Source organism: Acaryochloris sp. IP29b_bin.137, assembly GCF_028285745.1.
GTDB lineage: Bacteria > Cyanobacteriota > Cyanobacteriia > Thermosynechococcales > Thermosynechococcaceae > Acaryochloris.
The window spans coordinates 1-21,991 of record NZ_JANQOP010000196.1; the positions used below are offsets into that span (position 1 = coordinate 1).

A 21,991-nucleotide genomic window follows, 5' to 3' on the forward strand; every position below is an offset into this window, starting at 1 on the left:
AATATTGCAATCACACAATGGCCAAACCTTTCCAGTGGCAATTTAAGGGATTCACTCCATACGGATAACTGATGAACTATTTACAGATCTATGGACTAGGTTACCCATCTAGCATATGGAAAGTGAGGGAACGAATGGTCCTGTCAGCATACTGTAGCGTCTCTTGGATTATCTGTGAATCACACTGGGAACTTCACATGAACAACTCATTTCTTAATATCCTGCTCGCAGAATGAAATTTTGCTAGTTTAGAGGGAAGTTTTCTGTAGGCTGAGCGATGACGATTAGTCCCACTCTGATCCAAAATTCCCTCAGAATTGGCGAACGACTTTGTGCCTCTGACCTCATCTCCATGCATCAACTGCAAACGGCACTATATGAGCAAGAATTGTATGAAATGATGCGCTTAGGCGAAATCATGGTTTTGCATGGCTGGGTCTGCCAGCAAACAGCAGATTTTTTTGGTGATCAATGGCCCAGTATTGCTGAACAAGCAGAGAGCATGCTGATTGGCGGTTACTTACATCGAGCGGGCTTAATCGATCGGAATCAGATTGAGACGATCTTACTATCTCAAAAGAAAACAGGGCTAAGGTTTGGAGCGATTGCTATTCTGAATGGCTATATTCAGCAGGCGACGCTAAATTTTTTTATTGAGCAGTTTTTCCCAGACCATATTGGAGAATCCCCTTATATGGTGGTTGATCCGGATAATGTTAACTTCACCCACAACGAACCTTTCATTGTGTTTGATAATGACGACCAGCAAGCTCAACCTCTCTCTAGAGCTGGCAATGATGGAGAGGATGCTGTCCCTCCCTCCACGAATACTATCCACTGGCTCAATTAGCCGAAGCCTGAGGTTCATCCCTTATGGAAGAAAGGCTTAAGAAAAAATTGAGGTTTGAGAATGGGCCATGTTGAGGGTAGGCCCACCATAAATCGGTTTAGGAAAGCGTTATAGCCCCATTTAGCTGGAAGTAAAGGTTTCCTAATTCCAGAATCTTAATTCACAAATAGTCACATATAGTCCTTGTCAAGCACAGGAACACTATATATAGTGTCCCTAGACAATTTTGTATGGATTAAACGTCAACTACTATGGTTGCCACTCAATCTCGAACCACTGAACTCAGCGAATCGCAGAAAGCGGTTTTGCAAAAATACCTGATCGAGGGTGAAGCCTCTTGGGAAGACGTAGTTCGCCGAGTAGCAGCATATGTTGCCAGTGCTGAAGCGACCCCAGAGCAACAGCAGTATTGGCAAGACAAGTTTTTCTCCATTTTGCAGCCCATGAAGTTTGTGCCCGGTGGGTCTATCTTGGCCAACTGTAATCATGGCACCCTAGGATTGCTCAATTGTTTTGTCCTCTCCGCTGAAGATCATATCCACGACATCACTAAGTTAGTGTCTGATTCGGTGCTCACCACTAAGTTCAGAGGTGGGGTGGGCATTAATATTGGCGCTGAAGGCACTAAAGGATATATTCGCCCCAAAGGCGCACCGTTTCAAGATGGAAAAGCGCTGGGTCCCTGCGCTGTTTTGGATATGGTGTCTGAGAACTCTAAAAAAATTACCACTGGCAACAAGGCCCGTCGAGGAGCATTCCTCTTTTCGATGAACTGGAAGCACCCGGATATCTGGGAGTTTATTCAGGCTAAAACTCAGTCCACGATTGATGCCAATTTTGCTAAGTCGATGATCGAGCAGTTGGCCCAAATTGCTCAAAGTGATGCCCTCTCTCAGGACAAGCAGGAGAAGCTCAAAGCCTTGCATACTGAGGTCGGTACGGCTTGGGTGGAAACTCATTTGAACCCGGAAGGCAAACGCGATCGCAGATGGCATAATGCCAACATTTCTGTGCAGCTCGACGATGAGTTCTTTGCCAAGCTTGATCAAGGGGATGAGGAAGCCAACAAACTCTGGCAGACCATGGCCGAGAATGCCCATGCCACCGCAGACCCTGGCTTACTTCTGATCGACAATGCCAAGCGTCGCAGCCCGATTCGCGATTTTGTCACCTGCACGAATCCCTGTGTAACCGCAGAAACTTGGGTGCATACAGGGGAAGGTCCTCGGCAGGTTAAAGATTTAATCGGTGTCCAACATAGTACCTACGTCAACGGCGAACTCTTTAGCACTACCCGTGATGGCTTTTGGGTCACCGGTAACAAGGATGTTGTCCGCTTACAGACTCAAGAAGGGTATCACCTCCGTTTAACGGGAAATCACCAAGTCCTCAAAGTGTCTGCTCAGACACGGCGGCATCAATATACGGAGTGGGTGCCAGCGGCATCTTTACAACCGGGCGACCAGATTCTCCTCCATAATCACCGAGAGTTATCTCCATGGGCAGGGGCGGGTAGCACAGAAGAAGGCTGGCTGTTAGGGAGCTTAGTCGGAGATGGTACCTTTGCCCTGAATGCATCAGGAGCGATGCAAGGTATTTTGGCCTTCTGGGGTGAACATCACCGCTCCATGTTGAACCATGCGGTTGAATTGCTGAATCAAATAGACTGCACCAGTGCTGTCGGACGCTCCTATAAGGTCGGGGGAACTTGTACCGCCCACAAAGGAGTCGTTTCAACGGTTCGTCTGGCTCGGTTAGCTCAGACCTTTGGCATTGAATCGGGACATAAAACCGTGACCCCCGCCATTGAACAGGCCAGCTATGCCTTTTACCAAGGCTTTTTGCAGGGCCTCTTTGATGCAGATGGCAGTGTACAAGGCAGCCAATCGAAAGGGGTGAGCCTGCGCTTGGCCCAGAGTGATTTACCCTTGCTAGAAGCTGTGCAGCGAATGTTGCTCCGTATGGGGATTGCCTCCACGGTTTATACCCGCCGACCCGCAGAAGAGGACTTATTGCCCGACGGAAAGGGAGGCGTTGCCCCTTACTTCTGTAAAGCCCAGTATGAATTGGTGATCGCCGGGGACAATATTCATCACTTTGCTAGAGCAATTGGGTTTCAAGATCCAGAGAAAGCCGAAAAATTAGGCGCTGCCCTAGACAATTATGTGCGGACACCCAACCGAGAACGCTTTGCAGTGGCCGTCGCCTCTATCGAAAACGACGGTACTGAGATCGTCTATGACTGTACGGTTCCTGGCCCGGCTTGTTTTGATGCCAATGGTTTAGTGGCCCATAACTGTGGAGAAATTTTCTTGCCCCCTAACTCGGCTTGTAATCTTGGATCTCTGGTCCTTACCAAGTTTGTGAGTCGCAATCCAGAAGGCAAGGTGGAGATTGATTGGGAGGATTTAGCCGAAACGGTTAAAATTGCCATTCGCTTCCTTGATAACGTTCTGGATGTATCAGAATTCGCCACCCCCGATCAAAAGCATAATGTTCGCCATGTCTTCCGCCAGTTGGGCTTAGGCATTATGGGGTGGGCCGATTACCTGAAATTGGCACGAATTCCCTATGATTCCGCCCAGCACTTAGAAGATATTGATCGTTGGGGCGGCTGGATTGCGGATCATGCCTATCGGGCTTCAGAAGCTATTGCCGATGAGAAAGGAGCTTGTGGCGTTTGGGAGCAGATTAAAGAGATTCGAACCGGCAATCCGTTTGAGCGCTGGGTCGATAGTGAAGGGAATAACTATAACGGCATCGAAGCCCAAAATAGTGACCGCCAGGATTTGACCCAAGTCCCTCGCCGCAATTCTACGGTTCTCTCCATTGCACCGACAGGCAGTATCGCGCAGTTGGCAGCCTGTTCCTGGGCCTTTGAACCTGACTTTGGCTTAACCCTATGGAAGCAAGTGTTTGTGGATGCCTCTCGCAGCCAGCAAAATTGGGTGCAAATCCTCAACCCTTACTTAGATGAGTTGAATCTACCGGAAGCAGATGCTGAAATTGTCAAACAAACGGGTTCCCTTGCGGATACCGACTATGGCAAACAGCATCCAGATATCGCCCGCAGCTTTAAGATTGCCCGAGAGATTCCACCCGGCTGGCACATCTTAGTGCAGTCCAAATGGCAGAGCTGGATCGATTCTTCGATTTCTAAAACGATCAATCTCCCGGCCCATGCCACGGTGGAAGAAATTAAGCAGATTTATCGATTGGCCGAAAAAGCAGGATTAAAGGGCGTCACCATCTATCGGTCTGGCACCTTGGATTCTGAACCTATCAAGGTGGGCAATAGTGAAAAGGACTCCTAGTCTAATAGCTCAGCACGATGCAGTAGAAGGAACTGGCATGGCTCAAACGGATGACTTATTAGGTTTAATGGATAGCTTCCCCGAAGCCTTTCAACAGGTATCGGCTACTGAGGGAGAGGCTAGCAACACGGCACCAACGCCCCATATCGACCCGGCACTTGATTCTCAGTTACAACAGCTGATCGCCGAATTTCCCAGTGCTTTTATGGATCCAGCTACTGTGGCGGGAGAGGAGAGCCCCTCTGACCCCACTGATGAAGACTCATCCCTGGCAACCAGTGAGGCTGAAGAGGCGGCATCTCCTACCGTTGAACCTAAAACTGCCTCTAATCCTCTACCTATCGCTCAGCCAGGGGCTTACTCCCATGCCCTTACCCGAACGATCTCTACGTTTACCTGGGGACAGATTGAGGTCCACCTGACTTACGGAGAGAGTGGATTGCAATCTGTTTGGGCTACGGTTGGTAAATCGGGAACTGAAGTTCAGTCGCTGTGTGAAGCGATCGCACGCCTGATCAACCTATCACTCACGAACCAAATTCCTATCCCTGACATCGCTCGTCAAATCCGGGGGATTCGAGGGGCTGATTCGGAGGGATTAGGTCCCAACCGTTTCTTAGGGTTAGCCGATTTAATCGGTAAGGTCTTGCAGGAAGCCCCGACCACCTTGACACCAACCCAGCCTAGCCAAGAACAGGCCGCCCCTCCAAAGCATGGCCACAACGGGAATGGCAATGGTCATAACGGCAATGGCAGCCAAACGGCGCTAATGCCAGCAGAAGTATGGACGACGATTGCAGACCATGACCATGCTGCCTCTATTTGCCCAGAGTGTGGAGCAGAACTCCATCAGGTCAACGGCTGTTCTGGGGGGGCTTGTGTGGTGTGTGGATATAGTAGCTGTAGCTAAGGCGCTACGGTTAGCTCGCGCACCGCTGTGGGTAAATTACTTTGAATTCTGGTCGGTCTCAGACTCTCTAGAAAGGCATAATTGCGCATACCACAGGTTAAAGCAATCGTCTTAATCTTCATGGCTTGGGCAGCCAAGACATCCGCCTCAGTATCGCCAATCATCCAGATTTGCTCATAATGAGTCAGTCCCATGGCATTGATGGCGTCCTGGATCAGGGCTTGTTTGCAGGCAGCATAGTTTTTGTAGGCGGCTTGAGTATCATCCGTTCCTCGAACCAGGCGGAAGTAGCGGGCTAGCTGGTGCTGATATAAAACATGTTCAACTTGATCTTGGCAGCGGAGGGTAACAACCACTAGTTGTGCCCCTTGATTGAGTAGGTGTTCTAGGGCTTGATGAACACCAGGTTGGAGACGGTCTTCTTGGAGCAACAGAGGTTGGTTCACAATCGCTTGAACCTGCTGCATAAAGAAATCGATCCAGTGACCAGAGAGCCCAGACAAGTGGGCAATCTCAACATCAGGCCGCTTTGATTGCTTCATGGTCCAAAACTGATCAAGGCTCAGGGGTATGAGGGAGACTGTTTCCTCTTGAGCCGAAATATAAGCTTGAGTTTCCGCGAGAGCAAGCTGGTAGGTCTTGTAATACCGTTGAGAAACATCAATCAGAGGGCCATCTAAATCACAAAAGATCGTGAGTTGAGACGTTCCTTGAGATTTAGGCCAGTGCTCTCCAACTGCTGGTTGAGCACTGTTAGCATTCAATCCCGAAAAGGTTAAGGTTGGCACACCCATCATGAGCAAGACTGACTAGGAGTCAGTAATATATCTTTACCTAAATTTAACACTTTTTTATGGATTCAGTGAAAAAGAGTTGATTGATGCCTTGACAAAAAGGCAAACTTACTCATAATCATGCCCAGTCCCATAGGTCCATTCATCAAACCGACGTTGCCAATAGTATTGTTGTTTCGGACTCAGGGTTTGCCTCCATCTCTGGAGGGCGGGAATCAAGCGGTGCAGCTCATTGTAGAGGCCCAAGCTCAGGTAATGAGGCATCCACTTTAACAATGCCCCTATCCCCACATGTCCCAAAATCTTGGGAGTCAGTTGGGGATGGCGCAGAGAGATCTGTAATAGGGTTTGAGAGAGCGCCGGAAACTGGACAATATCTTGGAGAAAAGGCTTCAGCACAGGATCGCCGAGTTTCTCCATTTCCTGGAAAACGATTTTGAGCAGCTGATTAATTTGTTGGGGATGCAGATCGCGATCGGCAGGAGCCCGCATGGATTGCTGAAACAGCCAGGTGACAGATAGATTCGGCTGGTAGGGCTGCAATAGGTTGAGATCATTCGCTTCTAAAGCATCTGCACTCAGAGCCTCATGAATCCCTGCATCTAAGCGGCGCAGATGACGAATCATAGCCCCAAATCCACCAAAGCTCAGGGGCGATTGGCTACCGCTGCTATCGCCCAATGGCATCATCCGGTCCCAAGGGTACTGAAGTGGGCTTTGTTCATAGCTGGGGAACATGCCAAATAAAGCCCGCAGAATCTTGACATGGGCTAAATCCGTATCTTGATACTCAGGGAGCCGTTCCAGGTAATAATTAAACACCTGCTCCAAACTAGGGCGCTGGGGATGCAGATCGGCATAGGTGAACATATAGGTCGTTCGACCATCCCGAGCCGGAAACGCTTCCCAAAAATACTGGCATCGATCTTCGATGGGTGTAAAAGAAACCAATAAATCCCCGGTGTCCCGTTCTGGTAATCCTTCTGCACAGGTGCCCACCACTAGGCAAATACCAGCAGGCGTCTGTCCCTGCCGGGCCTGGGCCGCCACGGGCGAAAAATGTCCCATCACATCCAACATCAGTCGAGCAGTCAGGGTGGTGTCGGTTTGAATCGCAACACCATCGGGATGAACCACCACATTAGAGAAGGCTGTCTGTTCTTGTAGGTGGCCGCCCGCCTCTAAAAACCGAGCTTTAAGCGCATCCAATAAATAAACGGGGTCAACCCCAACATTGAGGACATCTTTGACCCAAACGGCAGGTCCGCCCATAAATTGAATGCGATTCGGATTAAACTCGCTAGCAATGGCTGTTTCGAGCTGGGCGTCCGTCAGTAACTCTAGCTCAACCAATACCGACAGTTCAGCTCTAGAGATATTCCATTCCTGCTCACGCCCCTTGAGAATACCCCGCTCTAAAATTAAGACCCGCCAGCCCCGCAAAGCCAGAGTGGTGCCAATCATCACGCCGAGGGTGCCGCCACAAATCACCGCATCCCAATCAATGGTTCCTAGTTGCTCGGTACTTTCTTGGACGACGGTGGGAATCTGGGCAGGCGGTCCTTGGCGCAGTTGGCTCCAGCGGCGATCGGCCTGTTGCAAATTAGTGAGAAAGGGGGCAGGGAGGGTGGCGAGTAAATCGGCAGTCGAGGGCATTCAGAAGACACCAAGAGACATCTATTTTGAAGATACCTAATTGACGTCGGCAGCGGGGGTGAAGGACGATTTGTAGGGCAATTTGACGATAAATGTGGTCGTTCCTTCACGACTGGACACAGAGATTTCGCCTTCGAGCTGCTCGATCAGCTTTTGCACTAAGGCTAACCCTAAGCCTGTCCCGCCCTGTTTCCAAGGGTCGGCATTGGGGACCCGATAAAATTTATCGAAGATCCGGGGCAGTTCCTGCTCTGGAATTTCAGCTTCATTGGTGACCTGCAAACGCAGCATGGGTTTGGGGAATTCCAGGTACTGAAGGGTCAGGGACACTTCGCCACTTTGAGGTGTGTATTTACAGGCATTATTGAGCAACTCTGCCAAAATCCGATCTAAACTCACCCGATCAGAGTGGAAGGTGGGGATACTTTGATCGCAATTAACGCGCAGGTTCAGTTCCCGATCTTTAATTCGTGATTGAAACGGTTCCAAGGCACGAGGGAGCCACACTGGGATTTTGATCGGTTCTGACTTAATTTGATTGCCGCCAGCTTCCAGTCGCTGTAGATCCAGCAAATCATTAATCAGCTCTGTTTCCCGACTACATTCGGCATCTAGAATTTTGATATAGCGGCGCTGTCGGGGCTCCAGAGGGAATTGGCTGAGCATATGAATCGCCATTTTGATATTGGACATGGGGGTCCGCAATTCATGGGAGACGGTGCTCAGAAAATCATCCTTGAGACTATTGAGGCGCTCTAACTCTCGCATTTTCTGCTGGAGTTGGGCGGTGCGTTCTTCCACCTGATGAGCTAGGTTAGTATTCAAGTCTTGGACATGTTGGTGCAGCTGGGCTTGATGAATTGCGATCGCACATTGATCCGCAATCGTTTTCACCAAGCCGCGCTCATCCGCATTCCAGGTGCGAGTTTTGGCTGGGGGGCTATTCTCAGACTGTTCGTGGCAGAAAAAGAGGCTGATACTTCCCAAATAATTTTGCAAATACAGCAGCGGCGAAATCAGCAAGGTTTGGATTTGGCACTGATCGCAAATCGAGACCAATTCCAAATCTAAATCATTGGTATCCGAGACAATAACTTGTTGCCCCTGGGCTAGTGTCTCTTGGGAATGTCGCAGAAACCGCTCATTCGCTTGAATTAAGTCTTGCCGACCAATTGCAGTATCACTCACATAATGATCTGCCAGTTCGCCATCGGCATTCATTTGCACAATCAGGCAGTGGCTGGCACCCAGTGCCTCCGTTAAAAGCCCCACCGTAATTTGCAGGACCTCAGCGGTGACCATCGTCCCTCGCATCGCCTGAACAATGCGATTGATGATCGATTCTCGCTGAGCAGTGTGGCGAAGTTTCTCCTCTGCTTGCTTCCGCTCCGTAATATCAGTGACATAGCTCCGCACGAGATCGCTTTCGACAATGTAGTGGATAGATTGCTCGTAGATCTTTTCAGCAATTTCCACTTCCCGGACAAAGAAGTTGCTCTTCGAAGAATGCTCTGTCTGCACCATCTTCAGCAGTCCCTGCAACATCGGGTGAGTATCCCCTTCTTTAGAAATATCAGGAAACTGCATCACCGCAGCGGGGTTCAGATAAGTGACCGTTCCTTGCAAATCCATTTCCAGAATGGGACTCGGGGTCAATTCCGGGAAAGACGCCATCCGGACCAAAGACGCCTCACTCATATTCTGTAAGTCAGCGTCATCCGGGACTAAGGTTTGAAAAGGGTTCGCAGCCTGAGACAGAATCATGGATAGATCTGTGGCCTTGCAGAACTTATCAAAATCGGCATCAGATAAGTTGGAGACCACAAAATATTTGGTTTTGACATCGCCCCCAAAAATGACCACATCACCATGTTTGAGGTCATGGGAGAAGAGGCGACGACCGTTGACAATCAAACCATTCGTACTACGTTTACCCTGCAAGTCACCATCAATAATCCGGAACAGAAAATTAGACGTTTCGGGTGCAGTGACGCGCAATAAAATCGCATGTTGACGAGACACCATTTTAGAATGCAACACAATTGAATTGGTGACGTCTCGGCCAATGGAATAGGTAGCAGCTTCTAAGGAAATGGTTCGACGACCTTCAGCATCATCAATGATGAATAGATGTCTGAAGCGCTGTCTTTGATCCTGCTCAAGATTACTCACGATGTGGAATATCAGTCGCGATGGGGTGAACGTTTCGTTTGAGAGTAGTATGCCTCTATATGCTGTCTGAATTACACCTACTCACTATTGTGTCATGAGGGTAAAAATTTCACTTTGAAAGGATGTTTTAGTCATTTTGCTATTATTCGCCTTTTTGCTTTTTCTGCGCAAGCGTACAGCGTTTTTCAGAACGATATCTCGACTCTAACCCAAAGCCGTGCTCTCTGAGACGAAAAAACACCAGTCTGGACGGGTGGTGATGCGATGGATTGGGTCTAAGGGCTTGTTCGGCCCGTTTCTGGGCGATAGCAAAAAAGCTTTTCACTCTAGAAACTGAAAAATATGCTTTGCTTTAAAGGTTGAGTGATCATTCAGTGCAATCCCATGTCAAGGAGTGCTAATCCTATAGTCCCTTCATCGGCTAACCCTAACCCCGATGAAAACCCTAAGCTGCCAGAACCAGCGTCCCCTCTAATGCCTACCCCTCCGACTGCTCAGCCTGTGATCCTGCCCTTGGACTCCCCTCCATCCTTCAAAGCAGGATTATGGGCCAAAGTGATAGGGTTAGCCATTGCAAGTATGTTACCTATTGTTGTGATCGGCACAGGCATCTATTACTTTGGGTCTCAAGCTATCACCCGTAACGCTCTCCAATCACAACAGATGGGCAAGCAGTCCTTGCCTGAAATTAGAGCCACCGAACAACAAAAAAACCAATTGTTGACAGCACTGTTACTCGGGACAGGGGGATTGGCTATTGGCACTGGAACAATTGTGGCTTATTTGGCTTATCGCTCCTTGTATTCCGTAATGAAGGCAGCCGCGCCCACCATCGAGCACGAAACACAGACTGCGATGACAGCGCAAATTCAGTCCCTGACCAACGCGTTTCAAACGATTAATGAAACGCTTGATCGCAATGATATTTTTGCCACTACGGTGACTGATATTCGTAAGGTTTTGAAAGTTGATCGCGTCATTATCTATGGCTTAAATGATGAGGCTCAAGAAATCGTGATTGCCGAATCAGTAAGCCCCATCTGGCCTCAATCGCTGGGAGCATTTATTCCCGACCCCTGCTTTAAGGCTAGGTATATCGAGAAATATCGAAACGGTCGCATCAAAGCGATTGAGAATATTAATGAGGCAAATCTGTCTCCCTGCTATATTGAGCAGCTCGAGAGCCTCAAGGTCAAGGCTTTGCTCGTGGCTCCAATTGCTACTGGAAACCAGCTGATCGGACTGTTAATTGCTCACCATTGTTCTGCCCCCCGTCCGTGGCAGCCCTTCGAGATTCATTGGTTTAAGCAAATTGCCACTCAAGTCGGCTTTGCCTTTGGTAAGGCGCAGCTGCAAGAAGAACACAGTCATTTGCAACAGCAATCCATGATTCAAGTGAAGTGGATGCAGTTTTTTACCAAAACAGTCCAGGCGCTGAGAGCTGAAACTGATACTGCCGGGATCTATAAGGTTGCCGTCCAAAACGTCCGTCAGTTTTTGAATATTGATCGCGTCATTGTCTATGGTCTAGACGAGCACTCACGAGAGGTGGTGATTGCTGAATCCATCGGTCTAGGTTGGCCTGCAGCGATGAGTATGAAAATCCATGACCCCTGCTTTCAGGCCAAATATATTGAAAAGTATAAGGGGGGACGAATTAAGGCTATTGATAATATCTATGAAGCGGGACTTTCCCCCTGCTATATTGAGCAACTAGAAATTTTGAAGGTCAGGGCCCTTGTGGTCGCTCCCGTGATCACCCAAGGAGAACTGGTGGGACTGCTGATTGGTCACCAATGCTATAGTCCCCGGACCTGGCAAGATTTTGAAGTTCAAGGCTTTACCCAAATTGCGACTCAGGTAGGGTTTGCTCTAGACAATATCAGCAATGCCGATACTAGTGACCCCAATATGGACATTGTTCTGCAGGGTGACAAACTTGAACGGAATGACGATACGGTCTACCAGATCAGCGATTGGGATGAAGAATCATAAAACTTGAGCCATCGAAGTTAACGTGCAGTCTAACAGCTCACGGAAAAGATTCCGCCAGAAAGAGGAGCATGGATCGACAGGTTGACCATCAGTACGATTTGAAGCATCTATCTTAATCAATGGCTATTATTGTATTTGACTTAGATGGCACCTTGAGTGACCCAGCCCAAGGCATTACAGCTTCCATCAACTACGCTCTAGAGAATCTCGGCGCTTCCAGCCTAGAGCCCCATCACTTAACGCAGTATATTGGCCCACCCCTCGTAGAGACATTCTCTGAATTGCTGTGCACAAAAGATGATGCGGTGATCCATCAAGCCATTGATCTGTATCGAGAACGATATCTGGCCAATGGTTATGCCGAGAATACGCTTTATCCCGGAATTCTAGAACTTCTAAAAGAGCTGATCAATCAACAACATCGGCTGTATGTGGTCACGGCCAAACGGACGGACATCGCTCAAGCGGTCATTGATTATTTTGGATTGCGCCCCTATTTTATTGATGTTTTGGGCTGCGGATTAGATCGCTCTAAAGCTAAACTTTTGCATGATATTCAAGCGCAGGAAAATACTGCTCTATGGATGATTGGCGATCGCGCTAGTGATATGGCAGCAGGGCGAGGGCTATCCAGATGTGTGGGTGTTTTATGGGGTTACGGTAGTGCAGAGGAGTTAGAACAAGCGGGTGCGGAGGTCTTAATGCATCGCCCCAAGGAGCTGTTGGACTATTTTCAGAAGATATTGATCGTTGACCAGGCGATTGAACATTGAGTAATGCAGTGTAGAGACTTGATCTGGGTTCCAATGTCCGTCATTGTCATAACCTAGACCTTAGCGTTTTTTTAGGGCAAAGGCACCAGGGCCAAAGGCGGCGGAGACTGCACAGGCAGCTAAGATCATCAAGTCTCGTTCTAAACCTGCGATAAAAGCACCTTCGCTAATGGCTTTGGGGAATTGAACGGTTGCGATCGCACCCGCCATAATGGCCACCAACACCCAATTGGCCCAGAAGTTCTGAATGCCAACCAGAATCAGCACGCTGGCAATCACTTCAACAATGCCCGTAATTGGACCTAAAAATCCCGGTAAGCCAAAGCCGATAAATTTCTCGCTGGCCATCCCCCAGTAAATCGCTTTAGGAAAGCCGTGGTAGAGAAAAATGGCCACCACCACTAGGCGTAATAGCAATAAGGAAAATTCTTGCAGAGAGAGATTGGTATTCGTAGAAGTCGGGGTCATAGTTATCCTCCAAAAGACGATGAAAAACAAAAAATATAGATTCGATTAAATGAACGAGTTGGGGTCAGAGCGATCAACATACCTTTACTCCAGAAGGATCGGTTGAGATTGTCCAAAGAGTATAAGGGTTTAGAGAAAGCCACTACACCTCAAAATTTGACGGGGGAGTGTGAAGGCAGCATCAACAATTGCCGCGCTAGTTTATCTCGGGTAATAAAGGATTGCAGCCAGGTCATTAAAATCATTAGACGATTGCGATAGCCTGGAGAATAAACCCAATGAACCGCTAACCAGAGAAACCAGCCCAGGAAACCTCGAATCGGGAGTGGGCCAATTTTGCCCACTCCCGCAAAACAGCCAATAATTGCCAACCGACCTTTATTGAAATATCGAAAAGGCTGAGGTGTCAGGCCTTTGAGCTGACGGCGAAGATTTCGAGCCGTACAAACCCCTTGCTGTAAGGCTTCGGGGGCAACCCCTGCCAGTGTTTGGCCAGGAACTTGGGCGGTATCACCCAAGGCATAAACGTCTGGATATTGCTGCAGTTGTAGGCTGGGCAGAACAGAGAGTTTATCCCGAGTCCCTTGAGGCAAGGATGTCTCTGTGGTAGGGAGAGCCGCTTTAACTCCTGCGGTCCAAATAGTAGTTGTGCAGGGAATCAGGGTACCGCTATCCAGTTCTAAATGGGTCGCATGAACGGAGGCAACCTTAGCCTCCACCTGAATGTTTACACCTAAATTCACCAGCTTTTTATAGGTGTAAGTTCGCAAGGGATGCGGAAACTCAGGGAGCAGCTCTGGCCCTGACTGCACCAAAATCAATTGCACTGGATCATTATGGAGCCAGGAATAATCCTTGGGCCAAGACTGATGGCAAAGTTCCACTAAGGCTCCCGCTATTTCCACACCTGTGGCCCCACCTCCAACAACTGCGATCGTTAAGAGCTGTCGACGTTCCTCTGGATCTGAGGTTTGGGCAGCTTGTTCAATGCACTGCAAGAGGTGATACTTGAGGGCGATCGCATCCGCCAGCGTTCGCAATGGAAACGCATAGTTGTTCGCGCCTGGCACCCCCTGAAAATGGGTTTGACTGCCCGTAGCCAGCACCAGATAGTCGTACTGAACTGTCATTTGTGCCGTTTGCACGCGCCGAGCGGTTAAATCCACAGATTCAACATTGCCCTGAACAAACTGAATATTTTTAAACCGACGCAGCAGTTTGTGGATCGGCAAAGCAATCCACTCCGGTTCCAAGGTGGCCGTTGCCACTTGATAGAGCAGGGGCACAAAGGTGTGGTAATTATGACGGTCGATCAAGGTCACCCGAGCTGCCGCTCCCCCCAAGGAAACCGCTGTTTGCAGGCCGCCAAATCCAGCACCAATAATCACAATATGGGGGAAAACAGAAGAGACCATCAGCCCACCTGAGACTTAATCACTATTGACATGGATCCGGCCCATCCCCAAACTTTGTCCGGGATCCGATGCATCCGCCGTAAATCCCTTGAGGCGAAACAGATAAACGCCATCGGTGTCAGGATTCAAGCGGGGACGAGCGGTTATCGTGACATTACTACCCGGTTGAATCGGCTGGGCAAAGGCAACGGTCAAAGTATCTTCCTCCCCCGCACCACCCACCGCATCCAAGGAAAGTGGGGTGCCTTGATTGGACCGCCCCAAAAAGGCCTTAGACTCATCCTGTTGGAACGTAATTGTATCCACACCGAGAATTTGCTGGATTTTGATCGTTTTCAGCGGCTGAGCCGTTTCAGGAATATGCACAGTGAAATAGTACTGCGTAGGCGTATTGCGCGTCGCAAAACTAGAACGACTCTTTAACCCTTGAGCAGGATCACCCAACGTGGGCTGAGCGATCGCCCTGCTTTGCGCTACAGCAGTTACGGTGCCCAACGCTGAAACCAGCAAGCCAATCCTAGTTATGGCCTGTTGACATCTGGATAGCTTCACATAAGTTGCCATGATAATCTGGTTCCTAGAAATAAAGTGATGTTTGGGGGCATTTTTGCCCCTTTTTTTGTGCTTAATTTCAGTACGCGTCAGTTGGCAAATTGGATGTGGTCAAAAAATAATGAGCGATCAGAACATCCGATCACACGCCCAACTCGTATATAGAATGAGTGCAACCATGGGCCAATGCGTTTGAACGTTCCCCAACCCCATCCATCCCCCGAAGAGAACCACCCCGTTCCTTCTTCCCCCTATGCAGATGCCGCTGAACTAGTTGCTGCGATTCAGCAGCAAGAGTTAGACGCCCTAGAGTATCTGTTCGATCACTATTCCAGTTTGGTCTATACCCTGGCCTACAAAATTTTGGGCAATTCTCCAGAAGCAGAAGACTTAATGCAAGAGATCTTTCTGGGCCTGTGGGAACGCTGCACATACAATCCCAGTCGGGGCAGCTTATCCAGCTTTTTGGCTACCGTCACGCGATCGCGAGCCATCGATCGGCTGCGCATGAAGGGCAATCGTCGCCGCATTTTATCCCAATGGCAGCAAAGTCTGTCCCCTAACCCTTCCCCGACCCCCTTGGACCATGCTAGTCAGTCCGAAAAACGCCAGGCTCTCCAGCAGGCTTTAACGGAGCTGCCAGAGGAGTATCGACAGATTCTAGAACTCAGTTATTTCGAGGGATTGAGTCAGTCTCAAATTGCCGAGCAGTTGGGCAAGCCCTTAGGCACAGTCAAAACCTGGTCAAGGAAGGGATTGATTCAACTTCGCCAGTCCCTACAAGCGCAAATGGAGCTTTAATCTCATGGTCGATCCCACTCCCCACAACCGATTTGAAGAATTAGCGGCGGGCTACGTGCTCGGCAACCTCGACTCCGATGAGATGGCTGAGTTTCAGCAGCTAGCGGTAGAGCATCCCGCCCTCTGGGACGAAGTGACCGGGCTACAAGAGACGCTAGATCTATTGCCCTTTGCCCTGGCTGAATCCCAACCTCAATGCTCAGCTCGGGACCACATCATGCAATCTGCGGCCCAGGCTGCGTCGGCCACCGCCCAACAACCCACCGCTCGTCCCCAGACTCAACGTCCCTGGGCTAAAATCTTTGGCAGTATTGCGGCAGTCACCACGATCACCCTTGGCATGCAGACGGTTCATTTTCAGCACCAATTGGCTCAGGTTCAACAGGAGTTAGCGGAGCAAAAAAGTCGCATGGCCGCACTGCCCTCTTCAACAACATCACAGGCTACTCCCAGGAATGTCGTTATTACCACCACCGATACGTTCGTTAACCAGAATTGGCAGGGGGTAGAACAGATCCTTGTGGATCATCGCAAGTCTTTGAAAAAGGGGCTGAAAGCGGTGGATATCCCTAGCAATCAGCCGATCGAGCTGGCTGCGCTGCTAAGGGCGCAGGCTCCCATGCCCTCGGCTATGCCGATTCTGTCGCAGGTGAGTTCTAAATTATTGGGGGGCAGCGTTTGCACCTTTGGGCAGTCCAAGGGCGTCCGAATCATGTACGATACGGACCAGCATGGTCAGGTCTCGTTTTATCAAATTGCCCGTACCCAGAAGCCCGAACTGCCTCAGTTAACGCTAGAGAAGCTCTATCTGGCCATCCAAGATGGACCGGGTGGAGTGTTTTGGAGTGATGGTGAGTTTCACTATGCGATCGTGTCTGACTTGTCGGCAGATGAGCTAAAGGAACTGACATCATCGGTAGAAATTGTCGCAAGCTAAGTTCTATAGCAATCTACTGGTACATCAGCAGCGCTTACATGCAGTCATCGACTTTGGTTGTCTAGGAGTGGGTGATCCAGCTTGTGACTACGCCATTGCCTGGACATTCTTCTCTGGTGAGAGCCGCACAGCATTTCAGTCAGCGCTAGCAGTGGATGATGCAACCTGGGCACGAAGCCGCGGTTGGGCCTTGTGGAAAAGTCTGATTACATTGGTAGAAGCCCTGGATAAAAAAGCATCAACAACAGTCCCCCAAGCAACTATTAATCAGTTAATCGATAATTATTACCGTGATACCTAACAGACAAACAACATCTAAGAATAAGGTCTTATGACACCAACACTCATTAAACTGGCGGGATGGTTACCCGCTGTCATTATTCCGACTGCCACCATCATCCAATTGGCCACTATCCTCAAAGATCGATCAACCCAAGGCGTTAGCTGGCTGACTTGGTCCTTATTCGGTGTGGCGAATATAGGTCTCTACATCTACACAGAGAAATACACCGCAATACAATCTATCGTTGGCTTATTAGGCTCTGCAACCTTAGACTTTGTGATTGCTGCATTGGCCTTATCTAACTTCGGTCCCCAAACTGAAGATACGACAAATTTAAGCTAGCAGGCTTAAAGAGAGAACGATCCCAGAGAAAAACGACCTATTAGCCAACATCATTCATGAACAAAAGGAATCCCCCTTGAACCTCATAGTTCAAGGGGGATTTCGCTATTTATCGACAGCTATATTGCTATAGAACTTTAACTGAGTGGAGCGGTCGCACCAATCACAAAAGCACCGTAGGTAACAAAATAGCCAACCGCAAAGTGAACTAAGCCAACTAAGCGACCTTGAACGATAGATAGAGCAACAGGCTTGTCCTTCCACATCACCAAGTTGGCGAGAGGAGTGCGTTGATGAGCCCAAACTAATGTTTCGATTAGCTCTTGCCAATAACCTCTCCAGGAGATTAAGAACAAGAAGCCAGTCGCCCAACAGAGGTGACCTAAGAGGAAAATCCAGGCCCAAACTGACAAACTGTTCACACCGAAAGGCGTATAACCGTTAATCAACTGAGCTGAATAACCCCAGAGATAATCTCTCAGCCATCCCATTAGGTAGGTGGAGTCATTATTAAACTGGGCAATATTGCCAGACCAAACACTTAACTGTTTCCAGTTGAAGTAGAAGGTGACCCAACCAATAGTGTTGAGCATCCAGAATGTAGCCAAGTAGAAGGAGTCCCAAGCAGAAATATCGCAAGTACCGCCTCTACCAGGACCATCACAAGGGAAGCTGTATCCAAAGTCTTTCTTGTCGGGCATTAGCTTAGAGCCACGGGCATCTAAGCAGCCTTTAACACAAATCAAGACTGTGACGTGGATACTGAACGCAATACCATGGTGGACTAAGAAGTCTCCAGGACCAATGTTTAGGAAGGGCGTATTGGCACCATTCACTGCATCCAACCAACCGGGAAGCCATACATCTCCATAGTTAGGCCAGGCAGTAGAAGCAATACTTTGAGGATTAGACAGTAATTTATCTAAACCCAACAACAGCTTGCCGTGACAAGCTTGAACCCATTCCGCGAAGATTGGCTCAGGCAGAATTTGCTTTTCAGGTGTGCCAAAGGCAACCACTACATCGTTATGGACATACAAGTCTAGAGTATGGAAACCCAAGAGCATGGACACCCAAGATAAGTGGGAAATAATGACCTCTTTATGCTCAAGTAGTCGGGAAAGCGCATTTCCTTTGTTGCGCTCAGGATCATAGTCCCGAACAAAGAAGATGCCACCGTGAGCATAAGCACCAAGGGCTAGGAAACCACCAATATACTGGTGATGAGTATAGAGCGCAGCCTGCGTCACATAGTCTTGCGAGATAAACGCATAAGACGGCAACGAGTACATGTGCTGGGCAACAACCTCAGTGATCACTCCTAACGCAGCCAAGTGGAAGGCAAGTTGGAAGTGAAGAGACTCGTTGTAAGTGTCATACAGACCTTGCAAAGTCGCTCCGTACCATGGATCTCTATGAGCATCCATGATTTCTTTCATGCTGTGGCCGATACCAAACTGAGTGCGGTACATGTGACCAGCAACAATGTAGAGAACAGCAATTGCCAAATGATGGTGGGCAATATCTGTTAACCACAAGGCTTCCGTTTGAGGATGAAAACCACCCATGAACGTCAGAATGGCGGTTCCTGCACCTTCGCCAGTACCAAAGATATGGCCAGCGGTATCAGGGTTTTGAGCATAAACAGCCCAACGCCCTGTGAAGAAAGGCGCTAAACCTGCAGGGTGAGGCATGGTTGACAGGAAGTTATCCCAACCCACGTGCTGACCCCGAGCTTCAGGAATAGCAACGTGAATTAAGTGACCCGTCCAACCCAAAGAGCTAGCACCAAATAGAACCGCTAAGTGGTGGTTCATTTGGGATTCAGCATCTCTAAACCAAGCTAGGCTAGGTCGAAATTTGGGTTGTAGGTGAAGCCAACCTGCAAACAACATGACGGAAGCAACCACCATCAAGAAGATGGAGCCACTGTAAAGATCGCCATTGGTGCGCATGCCGATGGTGTACCACCAGTGATAAACACCGGAGTAACACAGATCAACTGGGCCAGAGGCACCAGCCTGGGTGAAAGCCTGAGTGGCAGCATCACCCAATTGAGGGTCCCAGATCGCATGGGCGATGGGACGAACGGTGAGTGGATCTTGGATCCACTGTTCAAAGTTGCCTTGCCAGGCGACGTGAAACAGAAGACCAGCAGCCCATAGAAAGATGATAGAGAGATGACCGAAGTGGGTCGCGAAAATCTTTTGGTAAAGATTTTCCTCCGTCATTCCGTCATGAGTCTCAAAATCATGAACTGTGGCAATTCCGTACCAGATCCGACGAGTGGTTGGATCTTGGGCAAGGTCTTGGCTAAAACTCGGAAATTTAGTAGCCATAAGTTTTTAGAGTCCTCCTTGCCTATCCTAATGCGAGAATTCGAGCTAGGTAGAAGGACCAAGAGGTCACAATTCCACCTAGGAGGTAATGGCCCAGTCCAACTGCACGACCTTGAGTAATACTCATGGCACGAGGTTGGATAGCGGGAGCAATCTTTAACTTGCTGTGAGCCCAAACAATAGACTCAATCAGCTCTTGCCAATAGCCACGACCACTGAACAAGAACATCAGGCTGAAGGCCCAGATAAAGTGAGCACCCAGGAACAGAATTCCGTAGGCAGATAGGGCAGAACCGTAGGAGTTAATCACCTGAACAGATTGAGCCCAAAGGAAGTCTCGCAGCCAACCATTAATGGTGATTGAAGACTGTGCCCAATTGCCTGCTGTAAGGTAGGAAATTGCGCCATCCGCGTTGGCCGACCCCCAGACATCCGATTGCATTTTCCAGAAGAAGTGGAAGTTAACAATCGAAATGCAGTTGTACATCCAAAACAGACCTAAGAAGACGTGGTCCCAACCAGAAGATTGGCAAGTACCACCCCGACCGGGGCCATCACAAGGGAATCTGAAGCCTAAGTTAGCCTTGTCTGGAATGAGACGAGAGCTACGGGCGTAGAGTACCCCTTTGAGAAGGATAAGCACTGTCACGTGAATCTGGAAGGCGTGAATATGGTGAATCATAAAGTCGGCTGTTCCCAAGGAAACATGTTGCATAGCAACTTTGCCACCGACAAATAGAGGGTCACCGCCCCAGGCTAAGCTGGTTGCACCTTCAGCAAGGGGAGCTCGAATCGTTCCCGCTACGTTTGCTTGTAAGTTTTGGACCCACTGAGCAAAGATAGGCTGGAGCTGAATCGCGGTATCAGAGAACATGTCTTGGGGACGTCCCAAAGAACGCATCTCATCATTGTGGATATATAGGTCGAAGGAATGGAATCCCAAGAACAAACAAACCCAGTTGAGATGAGCAATGATGGTGTCTCTGTGACGAAGCATCCGATCTAGAACATTGTTCTGGTTCATGGCGGGATCATAGTCTCGCACCATGAAGATGGCAGCGTGAGCTGCACCACCCACAATGTAAAAACCGCCCAACCACATATGGTGAACAAACAGATTCAACTGAGTTGCATAATCTGTTGCCAAATATGGATAGGGGGGCATTGCATACATGTGATGGGCACAAACAATGCTAAAAGACCCCCAACAAGCAAGGTTAATGGCGAGCTGAGCATGCCAAGAAGTGGTTAAGACATCATAGAGTCCCTTATGACCTTCACCAGTGAAGGGTCCTTTGTGGGCATCCATGATCTCTCGCATGTGATGGCCAATGCCCCAGTTTGTTCGGTACATGTGACCAGCAATGATATACATCACAGCCAAAGCTAAGTGGTGGTGAGCAATATCTGTCATCCATAACCCGCCAGTTTGTGGATCAAGTCCACCTTTGAAGGTTAAGAAATCAGCATAAACACCCCAATTTAGCGTGAAATAAGGCGCCAATCCTTGGGCAAAGCTGGGATATAAATCGGCCATAAAGGCTTTATCCAAAAGATATTCATGCGGAATCGGAATATCCTCTGGAGCCATGCCAGAATCCAGCATTTTATTAATAGGCAAAGAAACGTGGATCAGGTGACCTGTCCAAGCTAAGTTACCTAAGCCGAGCAAGTTGATGAGATGTCCACCAATCGTTGCTTCAGCATTTTGGAACCACTCCAACTTGGGAGCTTTCTTGTGGTAGTGGAAGTAACCGGCATACATGGTTACTGCAGCTGCCACAAGGGCACCAATAGAAGTGGAGTAAAGTTCAATAGGAGCTGTCATTCCAGCTCCACGCAATATATGAAAAAGGCCAGAGGTAATCTGGATCCCGTGGAATCCGTTACCTACATCTGCATTTAAAATGTCTTGGCCAACAATAGGCCAAACGACATGAGCACTGGGCTTGTTCCCTAAGGGATCAGCCAGCCATGCGTAGTAATTAGAAAAACGAGCAGCGTGGAAAATCATCCCGCTGATCCACACAAAGACAATTGCTAAGTGTCCAAAATGGGCACTAAAAATCTTGCGGGATATTTCCTCTAGGTCGTTAGTTTGTGTATCAAAATCATGAGCTAGAGCATGAAGGTTCCAAATCCAAGTGGTGGTTTGGGGACCCTTCGACAGACTTTTATTAAAGTGACCTGGCTTACCCGCAACTTCTAAAGAAGCTTTAACGGGGTTGATGTCAACTTCAGCTGTTCTGCCTTTTGTCTCTGGCCCACCTGGGCTAGTTGTCATTGAGACTCTCCTCTCTTTGGACAAGCAAGGAATGAGCATCCTCACCAGATAGCAGTGTCATTCCTAAGAGAATGGCGCTGATGCTATGCAGAAAATACATATAAAT

Annotated in this window: 16 protein-coding genes and 1 pseudogene; 9 read left to right on the forward strand and 8 right to left on the reverse strand. The window is 48.8% G+C overall.

Features of this window, described 5'->3' with window-relative positions:
* The first annotated feature begins 277 nt into the window (after nucleotides 1-277).
* The 3 genes from Q0991_RS13990 (at nucleotide 278) to Q0991_RS14000 (ending at nucleotide 5,074) form a co-directional block, all read left to right on the forward strand.
* Nucleotides 278-850, forward strand: a complete 573-nt coding sequence (locus Q0991_RS13990; RefSeq protein WP_299489359.1) for a hypothetical protein — start codon at nucleotides 278-280, stop codon at nucleotides 848-850.
* A gap of 251 nt (nucleotides 851-1,101) precedes the next feature.
* Nucleotides 1,102-4,164 (forward strand): LAGLIDADG family homing endonuclease, encoded by a 3,063-nt coding sequence (locus tag Q0991_RS13995; protein ID WP_299489360.1) that lies wholly within the window; start codon nucleotides 1,102-1,104, stop codon nucleotides 4,162-4,164.
* Complete coding sequence (locus Q0991_RS14000) at nucleotides 4,148-5,074, forward strand: ribonucleotide reductase (protein ID WP_299489362.1); 927 nt, start codon at nucleotides 4,148-4,150, stop codon at nucleotides 5,072-5,074. The genes Q0991_RS13995 and Q0991_RS14000 overlap by 17 nt, the downstream gene beginning before the upstream one ends.
* Here the strand turns inward: Q0991_RS14000 and Q0991_RS14005 are convergent.
* The 3 genes from Q0991_RS14005 to Q0991_RS14015 all read right to left on the reverse strand — a co-directional run bounded on the left by Q0991_RS14005 (nucleotide 5,071) and on the right by Q0991_RS14015 (nucleotide 9,696).
* Nucleotides 5,071-5,871, reverse strand: coding sequence for an HAD hydrolase-like protein (locus Q0991_RS14005; RefSeq protein ID WP_299489364.1), 801 nt, complete (start codon nucleotides 5,869-5,871; stop codon nucleotides 5,071-5,073). The genes Q0991_RS14000 and Q0991_RS14005 overlap by 4 nt on opposite strands.
* A gap of 105 nt (nucleotides 5,872-5,976) precedes the next feature.
* Nucleotides 5,977-7,524, reverse strand: a complete 1,548-nt coding sequence (locus Q0991_RS14010; RefSeq protein ID WP_299489365.1) for an FAD-binding oxidoreductase — start codon at nucleotides 7,522-7,524, stop codon at nucleotides 5,977-5,979.
* 36 nt (nucleotides 7,525-7,560) lie between these two features.
* A complete protein-coding gene (locus Q0991_RS14015) occupies nucleotides 7,561-9,696 on the reverse strand; it encodes an ATP-binding protein (RefSeq protein WP_299489366.1) in 2,136 nt (711 codons plus the stop codon).
* A 474-nt stretch (nucleotides 9,697-10,170) separates the two neighbouring features.
* Between Q0991_RS14015 and Q0991_RS14020 the strand changes: the two genes are divergently transcribed.
* Nucleotides 10,171-11,691: a GAF domain-containing protein gene (locus Q0991_RS14020; RefSeq protein WP_299489368.1), complete on the forward strand. Its 1,521-nt coding sequence runs from the start codon at nucleotides 10,171-10,173 to the stop codon at nucleotides 11,689-11,691.
* A 119-nt stretch (nucleotides 11,692-11,810) separates the two neighbouring features.
* A complete protein-coding gene (locus tag Q0991_RS14025) occupies nucleotides 11,811-12,464 on the forward strand; it encodes an HAD hydrolase-like protein (protein WP_299489369.1) in 654 nt (217 codons plus the stop codon).
* Nucleotides 12,465-12,524: 60 nt separating this feature from the next.
* Here Q0991_RS14025 and Q0991_RS14030 read toward each other — a convergent pair whose 3' ends face one another.
* The 3 genes from Q0991_RS14030 to Q0991_RS14040 all read right to left on the reverse strand — a co-directional run bounded on the left by Q0991_RS14030 (nucleotide 12,525) and on the right by Q0991_RS14040 (nucleotide 14,911).
* On the reverse strand, nucleotides 12,525-12,932 hold the full coding sequence (locus Q0991_RS14030) for a DoxX family protein (protein WP_299489370.1): 408 nt from the start codon (nucleotides 12,930-12,932) through the stop codon (nucleotides 12,525-12,527).
* Nucleotides 12,933-13,081: 149 nt separating this feature from the next.
* Nucleotides 13,082-14,347: an NAD(P)/FAD-dependent oxidoreductase gene (locus Q0991_RS14035; protein ID WP_299489372.1), complete on the reverse strand. Its 1,266-nt coding sequence runs from the start codon at nucleotides 14,345-14,347 to the stop codon at nucleotides 13,082-13,084.
* Between the two features lie 15 nt (nucleotides 14,348-14,362).
* Complete coding sequence (locus Q0991_RS14040; RefSeq protein WP_299489374.1) at nucleotides 14,363-14,911, reverse strand: DUF2808 domain-containing protein; 549 nt, start codon at nucleotides 14,909-14,911, stop codon at nucleotides 14,363-14,365.
* Nucleotides 14,912-15,085: 174 nt separating this feature from the next.
* Between Q0991_RS14040 and Q0991_RS14045 the strand changes: the two genes are divergently transcribed.
* The 4 genes and pseudogenes from Q0991_RS14045 to Q0991_RS14060 all read left to right on the forward strand — a co-directional run bounded on the left by Q0991_RS14045 (nucleotide 15,086) and on the right by Q0991_RS14060 (nucleotide 17,262).
* Entirely contained in the window at nucleotides 15,086-15,700 is a 615-nt protein-coding gene (locus Q0991_RS14045) for a sigma-70 family RNA polymerase sigma factor (protein ID WP_299489376.1), read from the forward strand.
* A 4-nt stretch (nucleotides 15,701-15,704) separates the two neighbouring features.
* Entirely contained in the window at nucleotides 15,705-16,637 is a 933-nt protein-coding gene (locus Q0991_RS14050; protein WP_299489377.1) for a hypothetical protein, read from the forward strand.
* A gap of 10 nt (nucleotides 16,638-16,647) precedes the next feature.
* Nucleotides 16,648-16,938: pseudogene (locus Q0991_RS14055) on the forward strand (phosphotransferase); the annotation flags it as partial.
* A 30-nt stretch (nucleotides 16,939-16,968) separates the two neighbouring features.
* Nucleotides 16,969-17,262, forward strand: a complete 294-nt coding sequence (locus Q0991_RS14060; protein WP_299489379.1) for a hypothetical protein — start codon at nucleotides 16,969-16,971, stop codon at nucleotides 17,260-17,262.
* A gap of 137 nt (nucleotides 17,263-17,399) precedes the next feature.
* Here the strand turns inward: Q0991_RS14060 and psaB are convergent, their stop codons facing one another.
* Both psaB and psaA read right to left on the reverse strand, forming a co-directional pair.
* Nucleotides 17,400-19,601, reverse strand: coding sequence for a photosystem I core protein PsaB (gene psaB / locus Q0991_RS14065; protein ID WP_299489380.1), 2,202 nt, complete (start codon nucleotides 19,599-19,601; stop codon nucleotides 17,400-17,402).
* A gap of 22 nt (nucleotides 19,602-19,623) precedes the next feature.
* Nucleotides 19,624-21,885: a photosystem I core protein PsaA gene (gene psaA / locus Q0991_RS14070; protein WP_299489381.1), complete on the reverse strand. Its 2,262-nt coding sequence runs from the start codon at nucleotides 21,883-21,885 to the stop codon at nucleotides 19,624-19,626.
* Nucleotides 21,886-21,991 lie beyond the last annotated feature (106 nt).

Excerpts from the sequence above, each read along its gene's own strand:
- Q0991_RS13990 (WP_299489359.1), top strand. The coding sequence starts at position 278 with ATGACGATTAGTCCCACTCTGATCCAAAATTCCCTCAGAATTGGCGAA.
- Q0991_RS14025 (WP_299489369.1), top strand. The coding sequence starts at position 11,811 with ATGGCTATTATTGTATTTGACTTAGATGGCACCTTGAGTGACCCAGCC.
- Q0991_RS14020 (WP_299489368.1), top strand. The coding sequence starts at position 10,171 with ATGCCTACCCCTCCGACTGCTCAGCCTGTGATCCTGCCCTTGGACTCC.
- psaB (WP_299489380.1), bottom strand. The coding sequence starts at position 19,601 with ATGGCTACTAAATTTCCGAGTTTTAGCCAAGACCTTGCCCAAGATCCA.
- Q0991_RS13995 (WP_299489360.1), top strand. The coding sequence starts at position 1,102 with ATGGTTGCCACTCAATCTCGAACCACTGAACTCAGCGAATCGCAGAAA.
- Q0991_RS14040 (WP_299489374.1), bottom strand. The coding sequence starts at position 14,911 with ATGGCAACTTATGTGAAGCTATCCAGATGTCAACAGGCCATAACTAGG.
- Q0991_RS14010 (WP_299489365.1), bottom strand. The coding sequence starts at position 7,524 with ATGCCCTCGACTGCCGATTTACTCGCCACCCTCCCTGCCCCCTTTCTC.
- Q0991_RS14060 (WP_299489379.1), top strand. The coding sequence starts at position 16,969 with ATGACACCAACACTCATTAAACTGGCGGGATGGTTACCCGCTGTCATT.
- Q0991_RS14030 (WP_299489370.1), bottom strand. The coding sequence starts at position 12,932 with ATGACCCCGACTTCTACGAATACCAATCTCTCTCTGCAAGAATTTTCC.
- Q0991_RS14045 (WP_299489376.1), top strand. The coding sequence starts at position 15,086 with ATGCGTTTGAACGTTCCCCAACCCCATCCATCCCCCGAAGAGAACCAC.
- Q0991_RS14005 (WP_299489364.1), bottom strand. The coding sequence starts at position 5,871 with ATGATGGGTGTGCCAACCTTAACCTTTTCGGGATTGAATGCTAACAGT.
- psaA (WP_299489381.1), bottom strand. The coding sequence starts at position 21,885 with ATGACAACTAGCCCAGGTGGGCCAGAGACAAAAGGCAGAACAGCTGAA.
- Q0991_RS14035 (WP_299489372.1), bottom strand. The coding sequence starts at position 14,347 with ATGGTCTCTTCTGTTTTCCCCCATATTGTGATTATTGGTGCTGGATTT.
- Q0991_RS14050 (WP_299489377.1), top strand. The coding sequence starts at position 15,705 with ATGGTCGATCCCACTCCCCACAACCGATTTGAAGAATTAGCGGCGGGC.